The 19,373-nt window shown below is 66.4% G+C and carries 22 protein-coding genes and 1 tRNA gene; 8 read left to right on the top strand and 15 right to left on the bottom strand.

What is annotated here, in order from left to right; translation table 11 throughout:
• Positions 1-19: 19 nt before the first annotated feature.
• Positions 20-1,057, top strand: a complete 1,038-nt coding sequence (pyrC, locus tag ASE86_RS14865; RefSeq protein WP_056428621.1) for a dihydroorotase — start codon at positions 20-22, stop codon at positions 1,055-1,057.
• On the opposite strand, the gene ASE86_RS16145 is transcribed toward pyrC, so the two are convergent.
• Genes ASE86_RS16145 through ASE86_RS14840 form a run of 5 tightly spaced genes read right to left on the bottom strand, consistent with a single transcriptional unit; the run spans position 1,058 to position 3,968 of the window.
• Positions 1,058-1,471 (bottom strand): hypothetical protein, encoded by a 414-nt coding sequence (locus ASE86_RS16145; protein ID WP_156347210.1) that lies wholly within the window; start codon positions 1,469-1,471, stop codon positions 1,058-1,060. It abuts the gene before it with no gap.
• Positions 1,468-1,947: an SRPBCC family protein gene (locus ASE86_RS14855; RefSeq protein ID WP_056428615.1), complete on the bottom strand. Its 480-nt coding sequence runs from the start codon at positions 1,945-1,947 to the stop codon at positions 1,468-1,470. Before ASE86_RS14855 ends, ASE86_RS16145 begins: the two co-directional genes overlap by 4 nt.
• Before the next feature lie 28 nt (positions 1,948-1,975).
• Positions 1,976-2,794, bottom strand: a complete 819-nt coding sequence (locus tag ASE86_RS14850) for a VOC family protein (RefSeq protein WP_056428613.1) — start codon at positions 2,792-2,794, stop codon at positions 1,976-1,978.
• A gap of 14 nt (positions 2,795-2,808) precedes the next feature.
• Entirely contained in the window at positions 2,809-3,522 is a 714-nt protein-coding gene (locus ASE86_RS16710) for a DUF1428 domain-containing protein (protein ID WP_056428610.1), read from the bottom strand.
• Positions 3,519-3,968, bottom strand: coding sequence for a VOC family protein (locus ASE86_RS14840; protein WP_056428607.1), 450 nt, complete (start codon positions 3,966-3,968; stop codon positions 3,519-3,521). Before ASE86_RS14840 ends, ASE86_RS16710 begins: the two co-directional genes overlap by 4 nt.
• Positions 3,969-4,057: 89 nt before the next feature.
• Between ASE86_RS14840 and ASE86_RS14835 the strand changes: the two genes are divergently transcribed.
• From ASE86_RS14835 to ASE86_RS14820, 4 genes are read left to right on the top strand one after another with little or no spacing between them, the layout of a single operon-like run.
• Positions 4,058-4,732: a winged helix-turn-helix transcriptional regulator gene (locus ASE86_RS14835; protein WP_056428604.1), complete on the top strand. Its 675-nt coding sequence runs from the start codon at positions 4,058-4,060 to the stop codon at positions 4,730-4,732.
• 45 nt (positions 4,733-4,777) lie between these two features.
• Complete coding sequence (cobS, locus tag ASE86_RS14830; protein WP_056428602.1) at positions 4,778-5,782, top strand: cobaltochelatase subunit CobS; 1,005 nt, start codon at positions 4,778-4,780, stop codon at positions 5,780-5,782.
• A 4-nt stretch (positions 5,783-5,786) separates the two neighbouring features.
• Complete coding sequence (cobT, locus tag ASE86_RS14825; RefSeq protein ID WP_056428599.1) at positions 5,787-7,619, top strand: cobaltochelatase subunit CobT; 1,833 nt, start codon at positions 5,787-5,789, stop codon at positions 7,617-7,619.
• A complete protein-coding gene (locus tag ASE86_RS14820) occupies positions 7,616-7,864 on the top strand; it encodes a ribbon-helix-helix domain-containing protein (protein WP_056428596.1) in 249 nt (82 codons plus the stop codon). The genes cobT and ASE86_RS14820 overlap by 4 nt, the downstream gene beginning before the upstream one ends.
• A 185-nt stretch (positions 7,865-8,049) precedes the next feature.
• Here ASE86_RS14820 and ASE86_RS14815 read toward each other — a convergent pair whose 3' ends face one another.
• Positions 8,050-12,669, bottom strand: coding sequence for an NAD-glutamate dehydrogenase (locus ASE86_RS14815; protein WP_056428594.1), 4,620 nt, complete (start codon positions 12,667-12,669; stop codon positions 8,050-8,052).
• A gap of 65 nt (positions 12,670-12,734) precedes the next feature.
• Positions 12,735-13,991 carry a hypothetical protein gene (locus ASE86_RS14810; protein ID WP_056428591.1) on the bottom strand — a complete coding sequence of 419 codons (1,257 nt, stop codon included), beginning with the start codon at positions 13,989-13,991 and terminating at the stop codon, positions 12,735-12,737.
• Positions 13,992-14,165: 174 nt separating this feature from the next.
• Here ASE86_RS14810 and ASE86_RS14805 point away from each other — a divergent pair.
• Positions 14,166-14,241 (top strand) — tRNA-Thr (locus ASE86_RS14805).
• A gap of 176 nt (positions 14,242-14,417) precedes the next feature.
• Positions 14,418-15,077: a hypothetical protein gene (locus ASE86_RS14800; RefSeq protein WP_056428590.1), complete on the top strand. Its 660-nt coding sequence runs from the start codon at positions 14,418-14,420 to the stop codon at positions 15,075-15,077.
• 15 nt (positions 15,078-15,092) lie between these two features.
• On the opposite strand, the gene ASE86_RS14795 is transcribed toward ASE86_RS14800, so the two are convergent.
• On the bottom strand, positions 15,093-15,872 hold the full coding sequence (locus ASE86_RS14795; RefSeq protein ID WP_156347209.1) for a hypothetical protein: 780 nt from the start codon (positions 15,870-15,872) through the stop codon (positions 15,093-15,095).
• Positions 15,873-15,987: 115 nt separating this feature from the next.
• On the opposite strand from ASE86_RS14795, the gene ASE86_RS16140 reads away from it, so the two are divergent.
• Positions 15,988-16,482 carry a hypothetical protein gene (locus ASE86_RS16140; RefSeq protein ID WP_156347208.1) on the top strand — a complete coding sequence of 165 codons (495 nt, stop codon included), beginning with the start codon at positions 15,988-15,990 and terminating at the stop codon, positions 16,480-16,482.
• A gap of 209 nt (positions 16,483-16,691) precedes the next feature.
• Here ASE86_RS16140 and ASE86_RS14785 read toward each other — a convergent pair whose 3' ends face one another.
• From ASE86_RS14785 to ASE86_RS16135, 7 genes are all read right to left on the bottom strand, one after another.
• Complete coding sequence (locus ASE86_RS14785) at positions 16,692-17,165, bottom strand: hypothetical protein (RefSeq protein WP_235524134.1); 474 nt, start codon at positions 17,163-17,165, stop codon at positions 16,692-16,694.
• Positions 17,166-17,297: 132 nt separating this feature from the next.
• The gene (locus tag ASE86_RS14780) at positions 17,298-17,669 is read right to left on the bottom strand and encodes an aminoacyl-tRNA hydrolase (protein WP_162233347.1); all 372 of its coding nucleotides are present in this window, start codon (positions 17,667-17,669) and stop codon (positions 17,298-17,300) included.
• A 4-nt stretch (positions 17,670-17,673) separates the two neighbouring features.
• A complete protein-coding gene (locus tag ASE86_RS14775; protein WP_056428574.1) occupies positions 17,674-17,856 on the bottom strand; it encodes a hypothetical protein in 183 nt (60 codons plus the stop codon).
• Positions 17,853-18,101, bottom strand: coding sequence for a hypothetical protein (locus ASE86_RS14770; RefSeq protein WP_156347207.1), 249 nt, complete (start codon positions 18,099-18,101; stop codon positions 17,853-17,855). Before ASE86_RS14770 ends, ASE86_RS14775 begins: the two co-directional genes overlap by 4 nt.
• Positions 18,098-18,565, bottom strand: a complete 468-nt coding sequence (locus tag ASE86_RS14765) for a hypothetical protein (RefSeq protein WP_056428573.1) — start codon at positions 18,563-18,565, stop codon at positions 18,098-18,100. Before ASE86_RS14765 ends, ASE86_RS14770 begins: the two co-directional genes overlap by 4 nt.
• Complete coding sequence (locus ASE86_RS14760; RefSeq protein WP_056428572.1) at positions 18,562-18,963, bottom strand: hypothetical protein; 402 nt, start codon at positions 18,961-18,963, stop codon at positions 18,562-18,564. The genes ASE86_RS14765 and ASE86_RS14760 overlap by 4 nt, the downstream gene beginning before the upstream one ends.
• Positions 18,960-19,214: a hypothetical protein gene (locus ASE86_RS16135; RefSeq protein ID WP_156347206.1), complete on the bottom strand. Its 255-nt coding sequence runs from the start codon at positions 19,212-19,214 to the stop codon at positions 18,960-18,962. The genes ASE86_RS14760 and ASE86_RS16135 overlap by 4 nt, the downstream gene beginning before the upstream one ends.
• Between the last annotated feature and the right edge of the window lie 159 nt (positions 19,215-19,373).

The following is a 19,373-nucleotide window of genomic DNA, read 5'->3' as shown; positions in this document are numbered from 1 at the left end:
CAAGCGGGACCCCGAAACGATGCGCGACCGTCTGACCATTCGCCGGCCCGACGACTGGCACGTCCATCTGCGCGACGGCGCTATGCTGGCCGCGGTCGCAGCGCCGACCGCACGGCAGTTCGCGCGCGCGATCGTGATGCCGAACCTGTCGCCGCCGGTCACCGATGTCGCTGCGGCGCAAAGCTATCGCGCGCGAATCCTGGCCGCCCTGCCCGAGGGCCATGACTTCACGCCGCTGATGACCTGCTACCTGACCGATGCCACCGACCCGGCCGAGGTCCGCCGCGGGTTCGAGCTCGGCGTGTTTACCGCGTGCAAGCTCTACCCTGCCCACGCCACGACCAATTCCGCGCACGGCGTCACCAGCATCGCCCACATCCGTCCGGTGCTGGAGGTGATGCAGGCGATCGGGATGCCGCTGCTCGTCCACGGCGAAGTGACCGACCCGGCGATCGACATCTTCGACCGCGAGGCGGTGTTCATCGAGCGCGTTCTGGTCCCGCTGCTCGCCGACTTGCCGGCGCTGAAGGTCGTGCTGGAGCATATCACGACGGCCGAGGCCGCCGCCTTCGTACTCGCCCATCCCGACCGGATCGGCGCGACCGTCACGCCGCAGCACCTGATCATCAACCGCAACGCGATCTTTGCAGGCGGCCTGCGCCCGCACGCCTATTGCCTGCCCGTCGCCAAGCGCGAGACGCACCGCGTGGCCGTGCGCAAGGCCGTGACCGGGGGCGCGCCGAACATCTTCCTCGGCACCGACACCGCGCCGCATATGGTCGAGGCCAAGATATCGGCGTGCGGGTGCGCCGGCATCTTCAGCGCTCCGACCGCGCTCGAACTCTATCTGGAGGTGTTCGAGGAAGACGACGCGATCGACCGGTTCGAGGCGTTCGCGAGCGAGAACGGCGCCCGCTTCTACGGCTTGCCGCTGAACGACGGCACGGTGACGCTGGAACGGGTCGCGCAGGAGGTGCCCGCGGTGTGGGACGCCGGCGACAGCCACGTCGTCCCGTTCCGCGCCGGTGAGACATTGCGCTGGCGGATGGCGGCGTGATCAGAAATCGGTGTCGACCAGGCGGATGCCGCGCGCGTCGATGTCGTAGGTCATGCGCCTGACCCGCGGCGTGCCGGCTGATAGCGACGTGAAGAACGTCACCGACGCCCCATCTGCGGTGCACTCGACACGGGCGAGAAGATCACTTCGCAGGGTCGCCACGCGCGCATTGATCGCCGCCAGATCGGCCAGTGTCGCCGCCGCGCCGTTGAACGTGAAATCGGATAGCCGCGCAATTTCCCCGTCGTAGACCCACCGCACCAGCGACGGTCGCGTGCCGCACTGCGGCTCGACACTATGGGTCTGGGGTGTCGCCCGCAGAATCTCGATCCGCGATACCGGTGGCGGGGGTATAGGTATGGCGCCGCTCTGCCCCTGAACAAACGCCAGCGCCAGCGACGCGCCGCCGATCATGCCCCGCCCCCGTCGCGCTCGGCCGCCAGCCGCTTCGCCACCGCCTCCAGCTGGTCGGTCGCTGCGGACCAGCCGGCTTCGAACCCCATCGCCCGATGCTGCGCGGCGGCGTCCGCAGTCCAGTGCCGGGCGATCGCAGTGTACCGGGTACCGCCGCCGCCATCGGCTTCGAACAGGTCGATCCGCACCATGAAGGGCCCTGCCGGCACCCAGCCGGCGGTAAAGGCATCGGTCGAGACGATACGGCGGCCGGGCTCGACGTCGAGGATGATGCCCTCGATCGGGTTCTCCTCGCCACTGGGCCCGCGCATGACCATGGCCGATCGCCCGCCGGGGCGCAGGTCCTGCTCGACGATCTCGGCGCGCCACGGTCGAGGACAGAACCACTCCTCCAGATGCTCGGTCCACGCGCGCCACACCGCCTCGGGCGGGGCGTCGATCGTGCGATCGATGCGGAGTTCGTGGGCGTCGGTCATGGCAGGGTGTCCTGTGTTAGCGCCTTCGTCACGCGCCCGTGCGCGGGCCGACCAGCCCCAGCTGGCTGCCGTCCGGATCGGCGATGCTGGCGGTGAAATCGCCGCCGGGGACTTCGTTCGGCCCGTGGAGCAATGTGCCGCCACGTCCCTGTGCGGTCGCGATGGCGGCATCGATGTCGGGCACATGGACGTACCAGTTCCACCGCGGTGGCGCGCCGGTCAGCGCGCTCGACATGATCGCCCCGGGCCCGGTCGCTTCGCCGGCCGCACATTCCGCCCCGGCCGCACTACCACCGATGAAGGCATAGTCGCCCATCGGCCCCATCGGCATCGCGCCTGCCTGTTCCCAGCCGAACAGCGCGCCGTAAAAGACAAAGGCGCCGTCGGGATCGGGCGTCGCGAGTTCGATCCAGACGCCGTGGCCGACCGTGTCGGGACCGCCCGAGCTGCGAAACGCCTGGCTGTCCTCCGGACCGTCGCCGCGCATGACAACGAAGGTGACGCCCTGGGGGTCGGTGGCGATGGCGAAGCGGCCGACGTGCGGGATATCCATCGGCCCGAAGCCGATCGCACCGCCGAGCTCGTCGATGCGGGCGGCATGGGCATCGACGTCGTCGACCGCGAAATAGATTGTCCAGCCGTGCTGGGCCGGGGCGCCCGGCGGCGGCGTCATCACGCCGGCGATGCCGCTGCCGTCCGCGGCGGTAGCGATCCGGTAACCGCTATGCTCCGCCATCGGCGACGGCGCGACCGTCCATCCGGCCACCGCCGTGTAGAAGTCCGCAGCCGCCGCGGCATCGGGCGTGCTCAGTTCGAACCAGATCGGCGTACCGTTACGATTGGCCATGATGTCCCTCCTGCTCAGGCGTCGATGATGGGCGTGAAGCCGCCGAAGATCATCCTTTTGCCGTCAAAGGGCGCGTCATTGCCCTGCATCCGCGGGTCGGCCATGATCGCTTCCCAGCCGGCATCGCGTGTCGCTCGGTCGGGCCATTCGACCCAGCCGAACGAGGGTTCCTCGCCCGCTTCGGCAAGGATCGCGCGGAAGAAGTCGGTCTGCTTGCCCGGCTGGACGTCGTCGGCGACCGTATCCATCACGCGCAGTGCGCCATGTTCCAGGAAGGGTGCGGCGACGCCCCGCGCGAATTGCGCAAAGGCGGCGCGGTCAGCGGTCTTCACGGGCAGAACGATCCCGTCGATGAAGCCGGTGCCGCGTCCGTCGCCTGCATCGCTGACGCTTTCGAAGCCGCCCATGACCATGCGCCGGCCATCGAACGGCATATCCTGCATCATCTCCGCCAGCCGCGGATCGGCCATCATCTTCGCCGTCGCCGCGTCGCGTGTCGCCTTGTCGGGATATTCGAACCACGAAAAGACGACCGTCTCGTCCGCGGTCGCCGCCACCGCGCCCCACAGGTCGTTGCGGGTGCCGCGCGGCACGTCCTCGCCCCACGCCTCGACCATCCGCGCCGCGCCGAAATCCTTGAACATCGGTACCGCCGCCTTGGCATGCTCCAGATAACGGTCGCGGTTGGCGGTGGGGACCGGGGTCAGGAACCCCTCGATATAGGTCATGCCGTCTCTCCCTGCCCGGCCGTGGCGCCGGCATCCGAAAACTGCGCCTGCGCGGCGGCCATGTCCATGAAGAACGGCCCCCAACCGTGACCGTCCGGATCCTCGAACGCGCGGCTGTACATGAAGCCTTCGTCCTCGGGATCGTGCAGTTCGCGCCCGCCCGCGGCCAGTGCGGCTCCGGTGATCGCGTCGACGTCGTCACGGGTATCGAAATTCAAGGCCAGCAGCACGCCGCTCGAACTGTGTGCATCGATGATCAGCTTGGTCGTGAACGTTGCGTAGAAATCGCGCTGGAGCAGCATGACGTTGATCGTGTCGGACCAGACCATTGCCGATCCCCGGTCGTTCGAGAACATGGGGTTCCTGGTGAAGCCGATCGCTTCGTAGAACGCCGTCGCCCGCGCGACATCATGAACCGGCAGGTTCACGAAAATCATCTTCGCCATCGCCCTCTCCCTTGAATGCGTCTTGTTGGACACGTACCTGCTCTGCGGAGTTACAAAAGACAACCGATGAGTTATGTAATCTAACTGATATGCGTCAGGATGCCGCCAAACGCCGATATGACGATGCCTGTGCCGCGACCCACGGCATGGACATCATCGGTGAGCGCTGGGCGCTGCCGATCATGCGCGAACTGATGCTTGGGCCGCGGCGGTTCGGCGAATTGCGCCGGAGCCTGCCCGCGATCAGCGCCAACGTGCTGATCCAACGACTCGAGGGGCTGGAGGCCGGCGGGATCGTCCGCCGCACGAAACTGCCGCCGCCCGCCGCCGTGCAGGTCTATGGCCTGACCGAATGGGGGCAGCAGGCGGGGCCGGTGTTCCAGGCGCTGGGCCGCTGGGCGTCCCGATCGCCGCTGCACGACCCGACGCGGCCGTTCAGTCCGATCTCGCTGCTGCTGTCGTTGCGCACGATGATCGATGTCGCCGCGGCAGGCGATGCCGTCCTCCGGCTGGGCTTTCGGTACGGCGACGAACAGTTCCACTGGACCATCGATCGCGGCGCCATGGCGCTCGGCCGCGGCCTGCCCGCAGATCCGCACATCGTCTTCGGTGGCGAGACCGGCGGCGTCGCCGCCCTGCTCTATGCCGGCGTGCCGCTCGAGCAGCTCGAAAGCGACGGGATGCTGACGATCGAGGGCGACCGTGCGCTCGCGGCGCGCCTTTCGACATTTTTTCCGATGCCGGAGAAGGCCAGGATCACTTGAACGCGTTCTAGCGCTTCCTGTAGGGCGTGGCGCGAAAGGCTTCCGATGACCGATATTCCAAATACCCAGCCCGACAGCCGCGACACGACCATCCTGGAGTCGCCCGACAAGGAAGTTTCGGTCCGCGACCTGTTCGGCATCGACATCGACATGAAAGTGCCCGCGTTCAGCGAGGCGGACGAGCGCGTCCCCGATCTGGACCCCGCCTATGTCTTCGACGCCGACACGACGCTCGCCATCCTGGCGGGCTTTGCGCACAATCGCCGCGTGATGGTGCAGGGCTATCACGGCACCGGCAAGTCGACGCACATCGAACAGGTCGCCGCGCGGCTGAACTGGCCGTGCATCCGCATCAACCTGGATGCGCACATCAGCCGCATCGACCTGATCGGCCGCGACGCGATCGTGCTGAAGGATGGCAAGCAGGTCACCGAATTCCGCGAAGGCCTGCTGCCCTGGGCGCTGCAGACGCCGACCGCGCTGGTGTTCGACGAATATGACGCCGGCCGCCCCGACGTGATGTTCGTCATCCAGCGCGTGCTGGAGACGGAGGGCAAGCTGACGCTGCTCGACCAGAACCGTGTCATCCGCCCAAACCCGTGGTTCCGCCTGTTCGCCACCGCCAACACGGTGGGTCTGGGCGACACATCCGGGCTGTATCACGGCACGCAGCAGATCAACCAGGGTCAGATGGACCGCTGGAACATCGTCGTCGGCCTGAACTACCTGCCCGCGCAGACCGAGGCGCAGATCGTGCTCGCCAAGTCGGGCGAATACGACAAGCCCGGCGGCAAGGAACAGGTCGACAACATGGTCCGCGTCGCCGACCTGACCCGCAAGGGCTTCATCAACGGCGACATATCGACCGTCATGAGCCCACGCACCGTCATCACGTGGGCGCAGAACACGCTGATCTTCAACGACGTCGGCTTCGCCTTCCGCCTGTCGTTCCTCAACAAGTGCGATGATGCGGAAAAGTCGCTGGTCGCGGAATATTACCAGCGCGTGTTCGGCAAGGACCTGCCCGAAAGCGTGGCGGCGAAGGCCTGACGGCTTGGCCAACGAAACGCCTCTCGACCGGTTCAAGGCCGTCCTCGCCGGTACGTCGCGCGCGTTGTCGGAGCGGCAGGACGTAGAACTGGCGTTCACGGCCGATGCACCGACGCAGGCCGGACGGCATCTGAAGGTGCCGATGCCCGCGCGCACCCTGCCCGCCGAGCAGGTGGCGGAGGCGCGCGGTTTCGCCGACGGTTTCTCGCTGCGGCTGAAGCACCACGACACCGCGATCCACCAGCGTGGGGCGCCGCAGGATGCGGTGGCGCGGGCGGTGTTCGATGCGGTGGAGACCGCGCGGGTCGAGGCGCTGGGATCGAAGGGCTATGCCGGCATCGCCGCAAACCTCGACCGGTCGCTTGCCATGCGGATGAAGTCCGACCCGATCGCACGCGCGCGGACGGCGGAGGAAGTGCCGCTGTCGAGCGCGGTGGCGCTACTGGTGCGCGAGCGACTGACGGGGCGCGAGGCACCCGCGTCGGCTGCCGCCGGGCTGGCGATGGTGCGCGAGGATATCGAGGCGAAGGCGGGCGCCGATCTCGATGCGCTGGCCTTTGCGATCGACGACCAGCGGGCGTTCGCCAAGGTCGTCAGCCGGTTGCTCGAGGACCTCGACCTGGTCGAGGGCGAAGTCCTGCCGCAGGAGGACGACGACGGCGGCAACGACGACGAAGGCACAGAGGACGAGCGCCCCGACGAAGGGGACGACAACGAGGACGGCGGCGACCAGGGCGAAGGCCAGGTCGAGGCGCGCGGCGAACAGCGCGAGAGCGACACCGATGATGGCGAGGGCAGCGAACAGGGCGAGGATTCGTTCGACGACGCCGATGGCGACCCGGGCGACGACGGGGACGAGGGCATGCAGCCGGTCCGCCCCAACCGCCCGTTCAGCGACCTGTCCCCGCAGTTCGACTACAAGCCGTTCACACGGAAGTTCGACGAGGAGATCGCCGCAACCGACCTGTGCGACGCCGAAGAGCTCGATCGCCTGCGCGCCTATCTCGACCAGCAGCTCGTCCATCTGCAGGGCGTCGTAACCAAGCTCGCCAACCGGCTCCAGCGGCGGTTGATGGCGCAGCAGTCGCGCTCCTGGGACTTCGACCAGGAAGAGGGCATCCTGGACGCGGCACGCCTTGCGCGGGTGATCGTCAATCCGATGCTGTCGCTGAGCTACAAGCGCGAGCGCGACACCGAGTTCAAGGATACGATCGTCACGATCCTGATCGACAATTCAGGCTCGATGCGGGGCCGACCGATCAGCATCGCCGCGATCAGCGCCGACATCCTCGCGCGCACGCTGGAGCGGGTCGGGGTGAAGGTCGAGATCCTGGGCTTCACCACGCGCGCGTGGAAAGGCGGGCAGGCGCGCGAGGCATGGCTGGCGGCGGGTCGCCCGCCACAGCCGGGCCGGCTGAACGACATCCGCCACATCATCTACAAACAGGCCGACGAGCCGTGGCGACGGGCGAAGCGATCGCTGGGCCTCATGATGCGCGAAGGGCTGCTGAAGGAGAATATCGACGGCGAGGCGCTGCTGTGGGCGCACGGCCGGCTGATCGCGCGGCCCGAGGATCGTCGCATCCTGATGGTCATCTCGGACGGCGCGCCGGTCGACGATTCGACGTTGAGCGTCAATTCCGGCGCCTATCTGGAGCGGCATCTGCGGCAGGTGATCGGCTGGATCGAGAGCCGGTCGCCGGTCGAACTGGTCGCGATCGGCATCGGGCACGACGTGACGCGATATTACAGCCGCGCGGTGACGATCATGGATGTCGAGCAGCTCGCCGGCACGATGATCGAGCAGCTGGCCGGGCTGTTCGATGACGCCGTGTGATCGACGCTCCTGACGGCGGCTTTGTCGGGCCGGTGAAGCGGTCGGTGACGATCGCCGGGCACCAGACGTCGATCAGCCTGGAACCGGTGTTCTGGACCGCGCTCGATCGGGCCGCGGTTGAAGCCGGGCTACCGCTCAACGCGCTGATCGCGCAGATCGACGTGCTTCGGATCGCTGCCGAGGCCCCGCCGAACCTGGCAAGTGCACTCCGGACGTGGCTGTTCGACCGGACGGCTCGCCGATAGGCACCGTCGTCCCCGCGCAGACGGGGACCCACGCCGCGCAGCCGTCGGTCGACAACCCGCGCGGCCGTCGTCCCCGCGCAGGCGGGGACCCATCTCCCGGACGTCCAGCTTGGCGAGTGCACGAGATGGATCCCCGCCTGCGCGGGGATGACCGGGTTATTGGCACGAACGGCGGAAAGTGCGCCCTACCGCCCCAGCAGCACCCGCGCCTGACTGGCGATCTGCGCCAGCATAGCCGCATTCGGTGCCGCAGCCGCCCGCGCGCGGCGGACCAGGTCGGCGAACTGGGTCACCCGCGCGGCGTTGTCGACCAGCCATGTATCAACCGTCTTTTCCGGGTCCTTGCCCCCATGCCGCGCCAGGAAATCGAGGCGCAACTGCTGGAAGTCGCGCGCCAGCCCCGCGATCAGCAGGCGTTCCCACGGATCGCCGGTCGTCACGCGCGCCGCGGTCGTCTGTGCCCAGTCGAGACCCAGCGCCTGCCCCAGATGGGTGAAGGCATGCGTCAGTCGCGTCTCGTCGGCACCGCTGCGTTGCCCCAGGTCGGCGAGACCGACGACACCGTCCAGTTCGAACAGGCGGACGGTGCGGCGGACCAGCGGCCCCGGTGCACCGGCGGCTTCCAGCCGTTCGACGATGCGATCGCTGCCGGCACGGACTTCGTCGCGCAGCAGTTGTTCGGTCTGGCGGTCGAGCGCGTCGATCTGCGGCTTCAGTCGCGCGACGACCTCGCCTGGGCCTTCGCCCGGCCGAGCCGCGCGCAACAGGTCGGCGATCTGCGAGCGCGTGGCGACCGCGACTTCCTCGAACAGCGCGATACGCGCGCCTTCGGGGATGGCCGCCGTCTCGATCGCTTCCCATAGCGCGGGCAGGTCGAACAGGCGTTCGGCCGCGACGAACATCGCTGCGATGTCGCCCATCGCCGCGCCTTCTTCCTCGGCCAGCTCGAACGGGTTGAGCACACCCAGCCGGTTCACGATGCGGTTAGCGAGCTTGGTCGCGACGATCTCACCGCGCAGACGGTGCGCGTCGATCGCCGCGGCGAACGACTTGCGCATCGCCGGCGGGAAGGCGGCGTGCAGGTCGGGCTTCAGTTCGTCGTCCAGGCCCAGCTTGCGCTGCTCGATCGCGTCCTGCAGCGCGAGCTTCGCGGTCGCCAGCAGCACGGCGAGTTCGGGCCGGGTCAGATGCCCGCCCTCCTGCGCGCGGCGCAGATAGTCTTCGTTGCTCGCCAGCCCTTCGACCGCGCGGTCGAGGCGGCCCGATGCCTCCATCATCTCGATCGTGCGGACATAGCTCGGCACCGCGATCGCGCCGTCATTCTCCATGATCGACAGCGCCAGCGTCTGGAGGCGGTTGTCCTCCAGCACCAGATGCGCGACGTCGTCGGTCATGCTGGCAAGCACCGTGTTGCGCTTGGCCTCGCTCAGCCGCCCTTCGATCATCTCACGGTTCAACGCGATCTTGATGTTGACCTCGTTGTCCGAACAATCGACGCCGGCCGAATTGTCGATGAAGTCGGTGTTGATCCGCCCGCCGTGCGCCGCGAACGCGATACGCGCGGCCTGGGTGACACCCAGGTTGGCGCCTTCGCCGATCGCGGTCGCACGCAGATCCTCGGCATCGACGCGCAGGCGGTCGTTGGCGGGATCGCCGACGGTCGCGTTATTCTCCGCGCGCGCCTTCACATAAGTGCCGATGCCGCCGAACCAGATCAGGTCGACCGGCGCCTTCAGGATCGCGGAGATGAGCGCGGCCGGCTCGATCTCGCCCGGCTCTACGCCCAGCGCGGCTGCGGCTTCCTTCGACAGCTTCACCGATTTGTCGGCGCGCGAGAACACGCCGCCGCCCTTGGAGATCAGCTTGGCGTCATAGTCCGCCCAGCTCGATCGCGGCAGCTGGAACATCCGGTTGCGCTCGTCCCACGACTTGGCGGGATCGGGTGCGGGGTCGAGGAAGATGTGGCGGTGATCGAACGCGGCAACCAGGCGGATCGCCTTCGACAACAGCATGCCGTTGCCGAACACGTCGCCGGACATGTCGCCGCAGCCGACCACGTCGATGCTCTGCGTCTGCACGTCGACGCCTTTTTCGGCGAAGTGACGCTGGACCGACACCCACCCACCCTTGGCGGTGATGCCCATCGCCTTGTGGTCGTAGCCGACCGAGCCGCCGCTGGCGAAGGCGTCGCCCAGCCAGAAGCCGCGTTCGAGCGCGATGGCGTTGGCGACATCGCTGAACGTCGCCGTGCCCTTGTCGGCGGCGACGACGAAATAGGGATCGTCGCCGTCAAGCACCGTCACGCTTTCGGGATGCACGACCTGGTTCTCGACCAGATTGTCCGTGATCGACAGAAGCGTGCGGATGAAGATCCGGTAGCTCTCCGTTCCTTCCGCGAACCACGCGTCACGGTCGACCGCGGGATTGGGCAATTGCTTGGCGTAGAAGCCGCCCTTCGCGCCGGTCGGTACGATCACCGCGTTCTTCACGCGCTGCGCCTTCATCAGGCCCAGGATCTCGGTGCGGAAGTCGTCACGGCGGTCGGACCAGCGAAGCCCCCCGCGCGCGATCGGGCCGGCGCGCAGGTGGATGCCCTCGACACGCGGGCTGTACACCCAGATCTCGCGCCACGGCAGCGGCTTGGGCAGCCCCGGGACCTTCGCCGAATCGAGCTTGAACGCCAGCGCTTCGGCTGCGGCGGGCGCGAAGGCGTTGGTGCGCAGCGTCGCGACGATGACCCCGTGGATCGTGCGCAGGATACGGTCGTCGTCGACACCGGCGACCTTGTCGAGCCCGTCGAGCACCGCGCGGTCGGCGGCGGCGATGCGCGCGTCGCGGTCGTTCGCCATCGGGTCGTGCGCGGCGACGAACCGCTCGATCAGCGCGGACGCGACCTTGGGCGCGCGGCGGATCGCATCGACGACGGTGGCCAGACCGTAGGTCAGGCCGGCCTGACGCAGGTAGCGGAACCAGGCACGGAACAGGCCGACCGCCTTGGGATCCATGCCCGCTTCGACGATCAGGCGGTTGAACGCGTCGTTCTCCGCGCGCCCCTCCAGCACCGCGGCGACCGCAGTTTCCACGGTCGCGACGTCGAACGTCGCGGCATCGGCCGGCGACGACACCAGGAAGTCGTGGACGAACGCGCCATCGGCATCGGCGAGCGCGACCGGCACCTCCTCCAGCACGCGGAAGCCGAAATTCTCGAAGACCGGCACCGCATCCGACAGCGCCAGCGCACCACCCAGGCGATACAGCTTCACCCGGCGCTCGCCCGCCGTCGCAGTATCGGTGATGCGGATCGAGCGGCTGTCGGTGTTGGCCAGATCACCCAGGTGCAGGATGTCCTGCGCGGCCTGTTCCGGCGCGTAATGCATCCGGTATCCGTTGGGGAACGCGTTGGCGAAGCGCAGCGCCAGGCGCGTGCCGCGGGTATCGCCGACCTGCTCGATCAGCGCGGCCTCGATCGCGGGCACCCACCCGCGGACCATCCGCTCCAGCTCCGCATCCAGCGCGGGCACGTCGGGCGTCTTGCTGCTGTCGCGCACGTCGAGCGTGTAGCGGATCAGCGCGACGACGCCGTCCTCCAGCGCGATCGACCAGTTGAGCACGGTCGCATCCGCCGCCTTGGCCAGCATGTCGCCGATCGCCAAGCGCCGCGCGGTCGTCACGTCGTCACGCGGCAGCCAGACGAAAGCGAAGATGTGCCGGCCGAGCGCGGACTTCACCATCTCCAGCTTCGGGCGCGGGCGATCGGCCAGGCTCATCGCGGTTAGCGCCAGCCGCTCGAGCTCGGCGGGCTGGAACGCGGCCGTCAGGTCGTGCGGCAGCGCCGTCAGCGCGTGCGTCAGCGCCTTGCCTGTATGCCCCTTGGGATCGAAGCCGAACTTGGCCTCCATCATCGCCAGGCGCTCGCGCAGCACCGGCACGTCGCGCGGGGACGCATGCAGCGCGCCCGAGGTCCAGAGCCCGGCGTGCATCGACAGGCCCTTCACCTTGCCGTTCTCGTGGATCGGCACCAGCACCAGGTCCAGCGGTACGCGGCGGTGCACGGTCGCGATGCAGTTGCTCTTCAGCAGCAGCGGCGCGGAGCCGCCCTTCTCGAAGAAGGTGATCGCGGTCTCGCGCGACCGCACGGCCAGCAGCGGCACGTCGAACTCATGCCGCGCGATGCCCAGCGCATTTTCGCGGTGCCCGTCGCGATACCAGCTTTCGTGGCCCAGCAGCGTCATCGCGCGGTCGTTGAACCACTGGAGCAGCGTGCCGCCTTCGATATTGCCGTCACCGACCAGCCGGGACGCGTCCGCGCGCATCGCCGCCTGGAGCGCGGGCCAGTCGGCAACCGCGCTGCGGACGTGGGCCAGGTTGCGGGCCAGTTCCGATTCGATCGCGCGGCGGATCTTGGCATCGGCGCGGTGCATCTCGATGTAGACCATCGATTCGAACGCGCCCTCGCCGATCGCGGTCAGCTGGCCCGCAGCGTCGCGTTTGGCGAGCACCACCGGGTGGATCACCCGGTCGATCGGCACGTCGTGCGCCGCGATCGTCGCGGCGATCGAATCGACCAGGAACGGCATGTCGTCGTTGACAACCGCCAGGCGCATCCGGCGGCGGTGGCCGTCGCCCTCGATCATCTCCAGCGCGATGGCCGGGGTGCCGGGCGGACGGCTGGCGGCGGTGTGCGCGACGAAGGACGCAGCCTCCGCGCGCTCGGCCGCGGTCAGGCCTTCGATCTCTCCCGGCAGGGCGCCTTCGATCAGTCGGGCGGCAAGCGCGTCCGACAGCGAACTGGTCTTGTGTGCCATGCCCGCTCTATGCGCCGGGTCGCCCGGTCGCTCAAGACCGTTGTAATTTTATTTCGCGCGGAAAATCACGCAGCGGCGCGACGCAGGGCGCGATCGGTCAGTTGCCGGTCACCTTCGACACAAGCCACGACATCCAGTCCGCCGGCGGCGTCGGCACGGGCCAGCAGGACGACGAACTCGCCCTCCCCCGCCCGCGCGATATCGACATGCGCCAGCGGCGCGCGGGTGCGCAGTTCGGCGGCGATGCTGTCCCAGCGCGTCGCGTCGGCGGGCTTGCGACGCAACGCGCGTTCGGCGCCGACGATGCCCTTGATCCCGCCGGGAAAGCTTTCGAGATAGCCGCTCAGGCCATCGGCGCCGACTTCGTGCCGCCTGGCGTGCGTCAGGACCGATGCGAACTCGGTCAGCCGCGTCTTGTCGTAATCGGCGCCGAAGACCAGCTTGACGATCGGCGTCATCGGTGCGCGGGCCTGAGCCTTCAAGCCGGCGTCGGCCAGCACCTCGGCCAGCGTGTCCGGATCCTGCTCAGCGGCGGTCGCAATGCCATGCGCGTCGCCCAGCGCCTGATACAGCGCCCCGCGGCTACGGCCTTCGCTGGCGGCAAACGCCTCCGCGCTCGCCCGGGCCGAGGCGAGACGATCGTACAGACTCGCCTCGCTCGGCAGCGGATCGCGCACGGGCTCGTCAAAGCCCGATCCCGGACCATCGGCCCAGATCTGCGGTGCCGGAGCCGGCGCAGGCGCAGCGCGGCGCGCGGCGGCCAGATCGGCGATCAGCTGCGCCTCGGTACCCGCGTCGACCATTTCCTTCCAGTTGATGACGCCGTAGATGAAGTCGATCTGCTGCCCGTCGGACGAGAACGGCATCAGGATGCCGCGGTACATCGTGTTGTGCCCGCGTGTGCCGACGAATTCCGCCTCGAACCCGATCGGCGCGCGGTTGGCGATGATCTGGAGGTAATGATCGGTCAGCCGCGACAACAGCGACCGGCTGCGGACCTGCGAAATGCGTTCGACACCGACCTCGACCTCGCCCTCTTCGCGCAGCGCACGGCCGAGAAAGGCGACTCGCGGGTCCTCGATCCCGTCGGTGAAGTCGAGCAGCACGCTATGCGGGCCGAAATCGGCGATCGACGCCGGGTCGAGGTCCTCGATAGCGGGATAGGGGCGCCCCTGGAGCAGCGACACCCAGTGGTTATAGGCGCGGACGTGCATCCGGCGCTCGTCGGTCAGCACCATCGCCAGCTCCCCGCGATCGCCGCCGGCGTGCCCCTCGCCAGACGGCGAATCGGTGCCGTCCTCGATACCGCGCGCGAATTCCATGCCACTCACCCTCGACGACGGGACACGACGCCCCGAACCTTCGCGGTCGTTCTGGCTGACCTGTGGTAAAGACGGCGTAAAGGCGCTTTCCCCCGCGCGACCGCTTGCCACGCCAAAAAGACACTGCTAAGCGCCGCCACCTCGGACGACGGATACCATCCGCCGCCGACACAGGCCGCCTTAGCTCAGCTGGTAGAGCATCGCATTCGTAATGCGGGGGTCACAGGTTCGAGTCCTGTAGGCGGCACCACCACAAATCGCGTAAGAACCTGAGATAGCGGCATATTATGCCGTGGTCTTGCTATGCGCTCCCACGCTGGTTCCCACACTCGACGGCGACCACACGCGAACATGTCGCTTGATCGGTAGTCGGTTCTTTACCGCGGGGCTTCATGACGATCGTCTCAATATCGCGCACGAGACAACATGAAAGCCTTCAACCCGATCTCCCCTGCCCAGGCCGCGTCGCTGATCGAGGCTGCCGGGATCAGCGACCCGATGACGTTCCTGGCAGACAACGCGATCGCCGGGCTAGTGAAAGGCTATGCCCGGTGGACCGAGCGGCTCCAGCCGAATGGCACTCGCGAAGAGATTCGAGATAAGCGGATTGCACCGGATCTGTGGCGCCGGATCGTGGCTGAGGGCAAGGTAGCGGACGTCTGCAACGGCACCGTCCGTCTGGATGGATCAACTGAGTTCGGCGGGGGCCCCAAATACACTATCGTTGGAATCCGCTTCGACGACGTCTCGCTGCTCCAGTTGGTGGCAGAGCATGGCAACCGTCCACGGCGCAAGAACGAGCTGCAGCGCGATCGGTCAGGGCCGGCCGCTTCAGAACAGCTTGCGGCGGTTAAAAGTCCGCTTGAGCCGGAACGCAAAGCACGGCGTTCGCTGATCCCCAGCGCCGAAGGTGTTTCGCTCGATGCACCATCCCTAACCGTCAAGGAGACGCAGGCCGTGCTGCGCTGTGGGCGGACGAAGGTTTATGATTTGCTGGGGGCTGGCAAGCTCGTTCGACAGCCAAACTCAGTGGGGACGCGCATCACGACTGTGAGCGTGAAAGCAGCTGCGGGTGTAACGGACTGAGGAGATTTGACCGCGTTAGTCGAGGCCATCTTCTTCGAGCTGAGTTTCAGGTAAGAAGGCCTTTAAGGCTTGGAGCCCCGCGACGAAGGTTTCGAGGTCACCCTTATTCCGCAAATCGAAGGCGCCAAGCACTCCGCCTTTGATAAGCTGAAGATTGAAGGGCTCGCCCTGCAGCGCGACTGGTTTACGCGTTTGCCCCACGCCAACAGCGTCTTTGCCCGGGATCCGGGTCGGATCCATGTCCATGTCGTCGTCCTCGTCACCTGCCTCATCTTCGAGGTCTTCGGTAGCGGCGTTATACTGCCCAGCCGAAGGTGTTACAAGGCTCAGCGTGTCGCGGTATGCGGCGATAGCAGGGGCGATGGCGGTTTGTGAAAACCCATTGTGCAGTAGAAAATTTGCGAGATTGTCGTCGCTGGGCGTCCCGCCGTCCCACTCCTTAGCGATCTCTCGGAAAAGCGTTGGTGCCGATGCGGCTTCCCGCAACGCCTCATTCTTATCGACTTCGTTTCTGGGAAAGAGAATGCGCATGGAGCGCTGAGACAGGCGTAGCTTGCCATCCTTCACCGGCTCGAGAAGGCCGAACTTGCTGAGGGCGGACAGGATTTTCGCGGACTTTCCGTTATATCCGCTATAGCCGAGATGCTTTGATAGGACGTCCCGGTTGGCGGGCAGTTGCTGCTCTCGGTCGAATATTTTCCGCGCGCGCTCGATTGATTTGGACAAGCCAATCGCTGGAAAATTGGGGCTTCGAACCCTGGCCACATTCGCCTCCCTTGAAATCTGAATCGGCATTTAGTTCAGTATGTGCAGTAAGTCAATTTCTGCACGATGGCACGTGCAGTGGTGTTAGCGTTGACTCTTCGCGTCGATGCGCTACATATCCGGCATGTCGTATGGATCATTCCGAATGGGGGAGACTGAATATCCTCTGGCACACCTGGATCGTTTCCAGGTGATCGTGCCCGCTAAGGATCCTTTGGCCGCGCCTGCGACACTGGAGGTGACGTTTAGTCATCATGTTTTCAGCGAAAAATGGGATGATAGCCGGCACATCGACGCTCACGCCTTTACAGCGGACGGTGAGAAGCGGGCATTTTGTCCGGTTCGCTACGGATGCTCGATTGGCCTTCGCGCGATCGTAGAATATCATATCGGTGGAAAGGCGTTTCAAAGCCGCGACGGCAACGGCGTGCTCAGTTACCTTTTCTATGCCGAGGCAGAAGGAATCGCATATCCAGCGTTTTTTCGATTGCGGAAAGCTAGCCGCATCCCAGGCGTGGACGGCATTCTGCACGTCATAAGCGCCTATCAGAATCCGGATTTGCCTGCTCGCCACAGGCTGCAGTCGATAAAATTTGCGCGGTTGGTGCACCAAACATGCCCGCCCGCCATAGCAAAATAGCCTCTCCGGTTAGGGAGAGGCTATTGGTGCGAGAAAACCCTTGCGTCCACATTTCGCGGAACCCTCGCGGGCGGCACATCCCGAATCTCGCTTCGGACGTGACAACTAAATAGACGCGGATCGTTAAAGTTTCAACTCCTAGTTGAAGCTCGTTGCTGAATCTCTCCGCCTAAGCTCTCCCGGTTCAGGTGGGGTCGAGAGATTCCCACTTAGGATACGAACATAGCTTCAACAATCGCTTGCATCAGCACGCCTCGTGGCACCGGCACGCTGGTCGTCGTGTAGCCTCCGTTCTGCGCTCGACGCTGCCCATATAGACCGATCCACTGCCGGCCATGTTGGCGCCACGCGCGCTGGAGCGACGGCACCGGCAGCAGGACGCACGTAGCGGCTGGAGCGTGCGCATAGGCGATGAAGTCGGCGGCGAGGGGCTTCTGCACCCAGCCGGGAGACTGGCGCGCTTCGTCCGACCAGCGCTCCAGCAGAACGTCGGGCCAATCTTCCATCCTGATCTTCTCGTCGACAGTGAAGGTGCGACCGCAGCCGAGCGTCAGCAACCGGTCGATCCCACCACGCTGCGCCCAGCCGTCATGCTCCACCGCCACCGCGGACTTCAGCGTCGGGAAGGCGCGGCGGTAGATCGGCAGCCACCAGTCAGGCCCATACTGCTCGGACAGGGCCAAGCTGTCGTGGAAGCGATGGAGACGCGGCAAGCCCGCCGGCCGCGAGGTGCGGGCGACGGGCTGACGAAGCGGAGCCAGCGGCAGAGCCGGTTCCCAAGATGCGGTGCTAAGCGTGATATTCCTCCGGTGGTTTCACGAGCGCATCTTCGCGCCGCGGGTGATCGAATTGCCGTCGGTCTTGGTCATGGGGCCGAGGCCAATGCAGGTAATGGTGGGTTGATCGAACACGGTGTGGGCGGCGTCCTCGACAAGGAATGCAGTCACGCCGCGGCGGAAGGCCTTTGCCTGGATGCGCAGGAGGTCGTTGAGGCTGCCAACCTCCATGCTGATCTTCGGCTGGCCGTCCGCCATGTAGGCCGCGAACAGCGCGGCATCGGTCTGATGCAGCAAGCCTGCGACCGCATGGCCAAATTGCACCTCACCCTTCGCGCGCGTCATCATCGGCAGGTCCGCCCTATAGACGACGATGATGCGCCGAGCGGTTGCCGTTCCCGCAGGCGTCATCGAGTCATGCGACATCGTTGTCCTCCTCCGGCTCTATGTCAGGATCGCCATCGTCGTCGTCCATGTGCTCGATCGCACGGTCGACAAGGCGGTCGAGCGCCGGGCGGGGAAGGCTTGGGATAGCCGACAGCAGCAGGTCGACCGGTAGCGCACGGGCGCCCCCGGTGCTGATGAACAGCGTGCTCACGCGATTCCCTCACCGGCCTGCCGACGCTCGATCGTCAGACGCACGGCTTCTTGGCGGTCTGGATGCCCGACCAGCTTGGCCATTAGCGGATAGAGCGCGTCGGCTGGGACGTGATCGACGACCAGCCATAGCTTCCGCCCGCTGGCCAAGGCGTAGCCGCCGCCCGCCTCGGTCAGCTCGCTAAGCCAATCCCAGGGGTCGAACGGCGGTGGAGCGAGCTTTGCGGGTTGTGTGCCAACCATCATGCGCCGCACTCCCTGTTGGAGGCCCCATCGCTCCAGGTCGGGTTGACGACGATCGGTTGGGCGTTGGCTTCGAGCTCAAGCCGCTGCCAGTAATCCGGCGGGTCGGTATGCGCGACATGTGACCGAATGGTGCGCAGTTCGCGGGCAATGTCCAGTTCGACGCGGGTCTGTTGAACCGCACCGCGAACATAGCGTTCGCATCGACCGCCGCGGTTCCGTTCTAGTGCCGCCTCTGCTGTCGCCAGCGACGCTTCAAGCGTCGGGATCGCGTTGAAAATTGCAGGCGAGAGATAGTAGGTCCGCTGCCGACCGCGGGCGATTGCTTGGGCCATCATGTCATCAGCCTCCTGCCGCTCTCGGGCAATCTCGTGGTGAAGGCTGTCGGCAATCTCGCTGTCGGTCAGGGCGTTGCGGGTGGTGAGGGTAGCGATCAGGGTCGCTACCGAATTACGTCGCGAGTTCATGCTCGCACCCCCTGACGCAGATCGCCGGCCCGCTGGTCGCGAAGCAGATGGGTGACATTGCCCCATCGACCCACGTGACGATCGCATCGGGTGCGCTGGATTCGCTTGATATGCGGCATCCGCAAGCGGCGGTCCTCAAGGTCGCCCTCGTCGTCATCATCGCTGGAGAAATGGACACCCACGCAGCCGAGATCGGATTCGGGCAGCGTGCCCGCCTCGCCCACGTCATCGACATTGCCGCCGGCGTGATCGTCTTCCTCAAGATCGGGGTCGCCGCCCAAGGCGTCCAGCCGGGCGATCAGCGCGTCGATCGCGTCGCCGACTTCGTTCGGGCTCAGTGTGGCGAGCAGGCGATGGAATCGGTCAGCGCGCGCGGGGTGGAATACAGCGTGCTTCATGCCACCGCCTCCACGTCGCCCGCACGCATTCGGCGCCGTTCCGCGACGATACTGACCGCGGTCTTGAACTGCTGGCCGATCGCATCGTGGTCCGTGACGATCTCACTCGCCATGAAGTCCAACAGCGTATCGACCGCGGCGTCGAGCGCGTCCTTGTGTGCGTCGGCGGGCTTGTCCGAGTTGACGACCAAGTCCTGCGCGATCCGGATGTGATGCTGAAGGATCAGCGCGTCGGGCCACGTGATCGGCACTTGGTATAGGATCGCCTGACGAAGCGCGTCGGCTTCTCGCTCGATCGCCCTCATCGCCCGATCGCAGGCGTACTGCATGGGCAGAGTGGCATTATCCTTCCGGTTCAGCCGCGTCGCAGCCCGGTCAACCACGTTGTATTCGTCGAACGTCGCTTCATA

It is taken from the genome of Sphingomonas sp. Leaf33 (assembly GCF_001421785.1).
Taxonomy (GTDB): Bacteria; Pseudomonadota; Alphaproteobacteria; order Sphingomonadales; family Sphingomonadaceae; genus Sphingomonas.
Note: the sequence above shows the minus strand (reverse complement) of the source record. Positions and strands in the feature narration are given on the sequence as shown.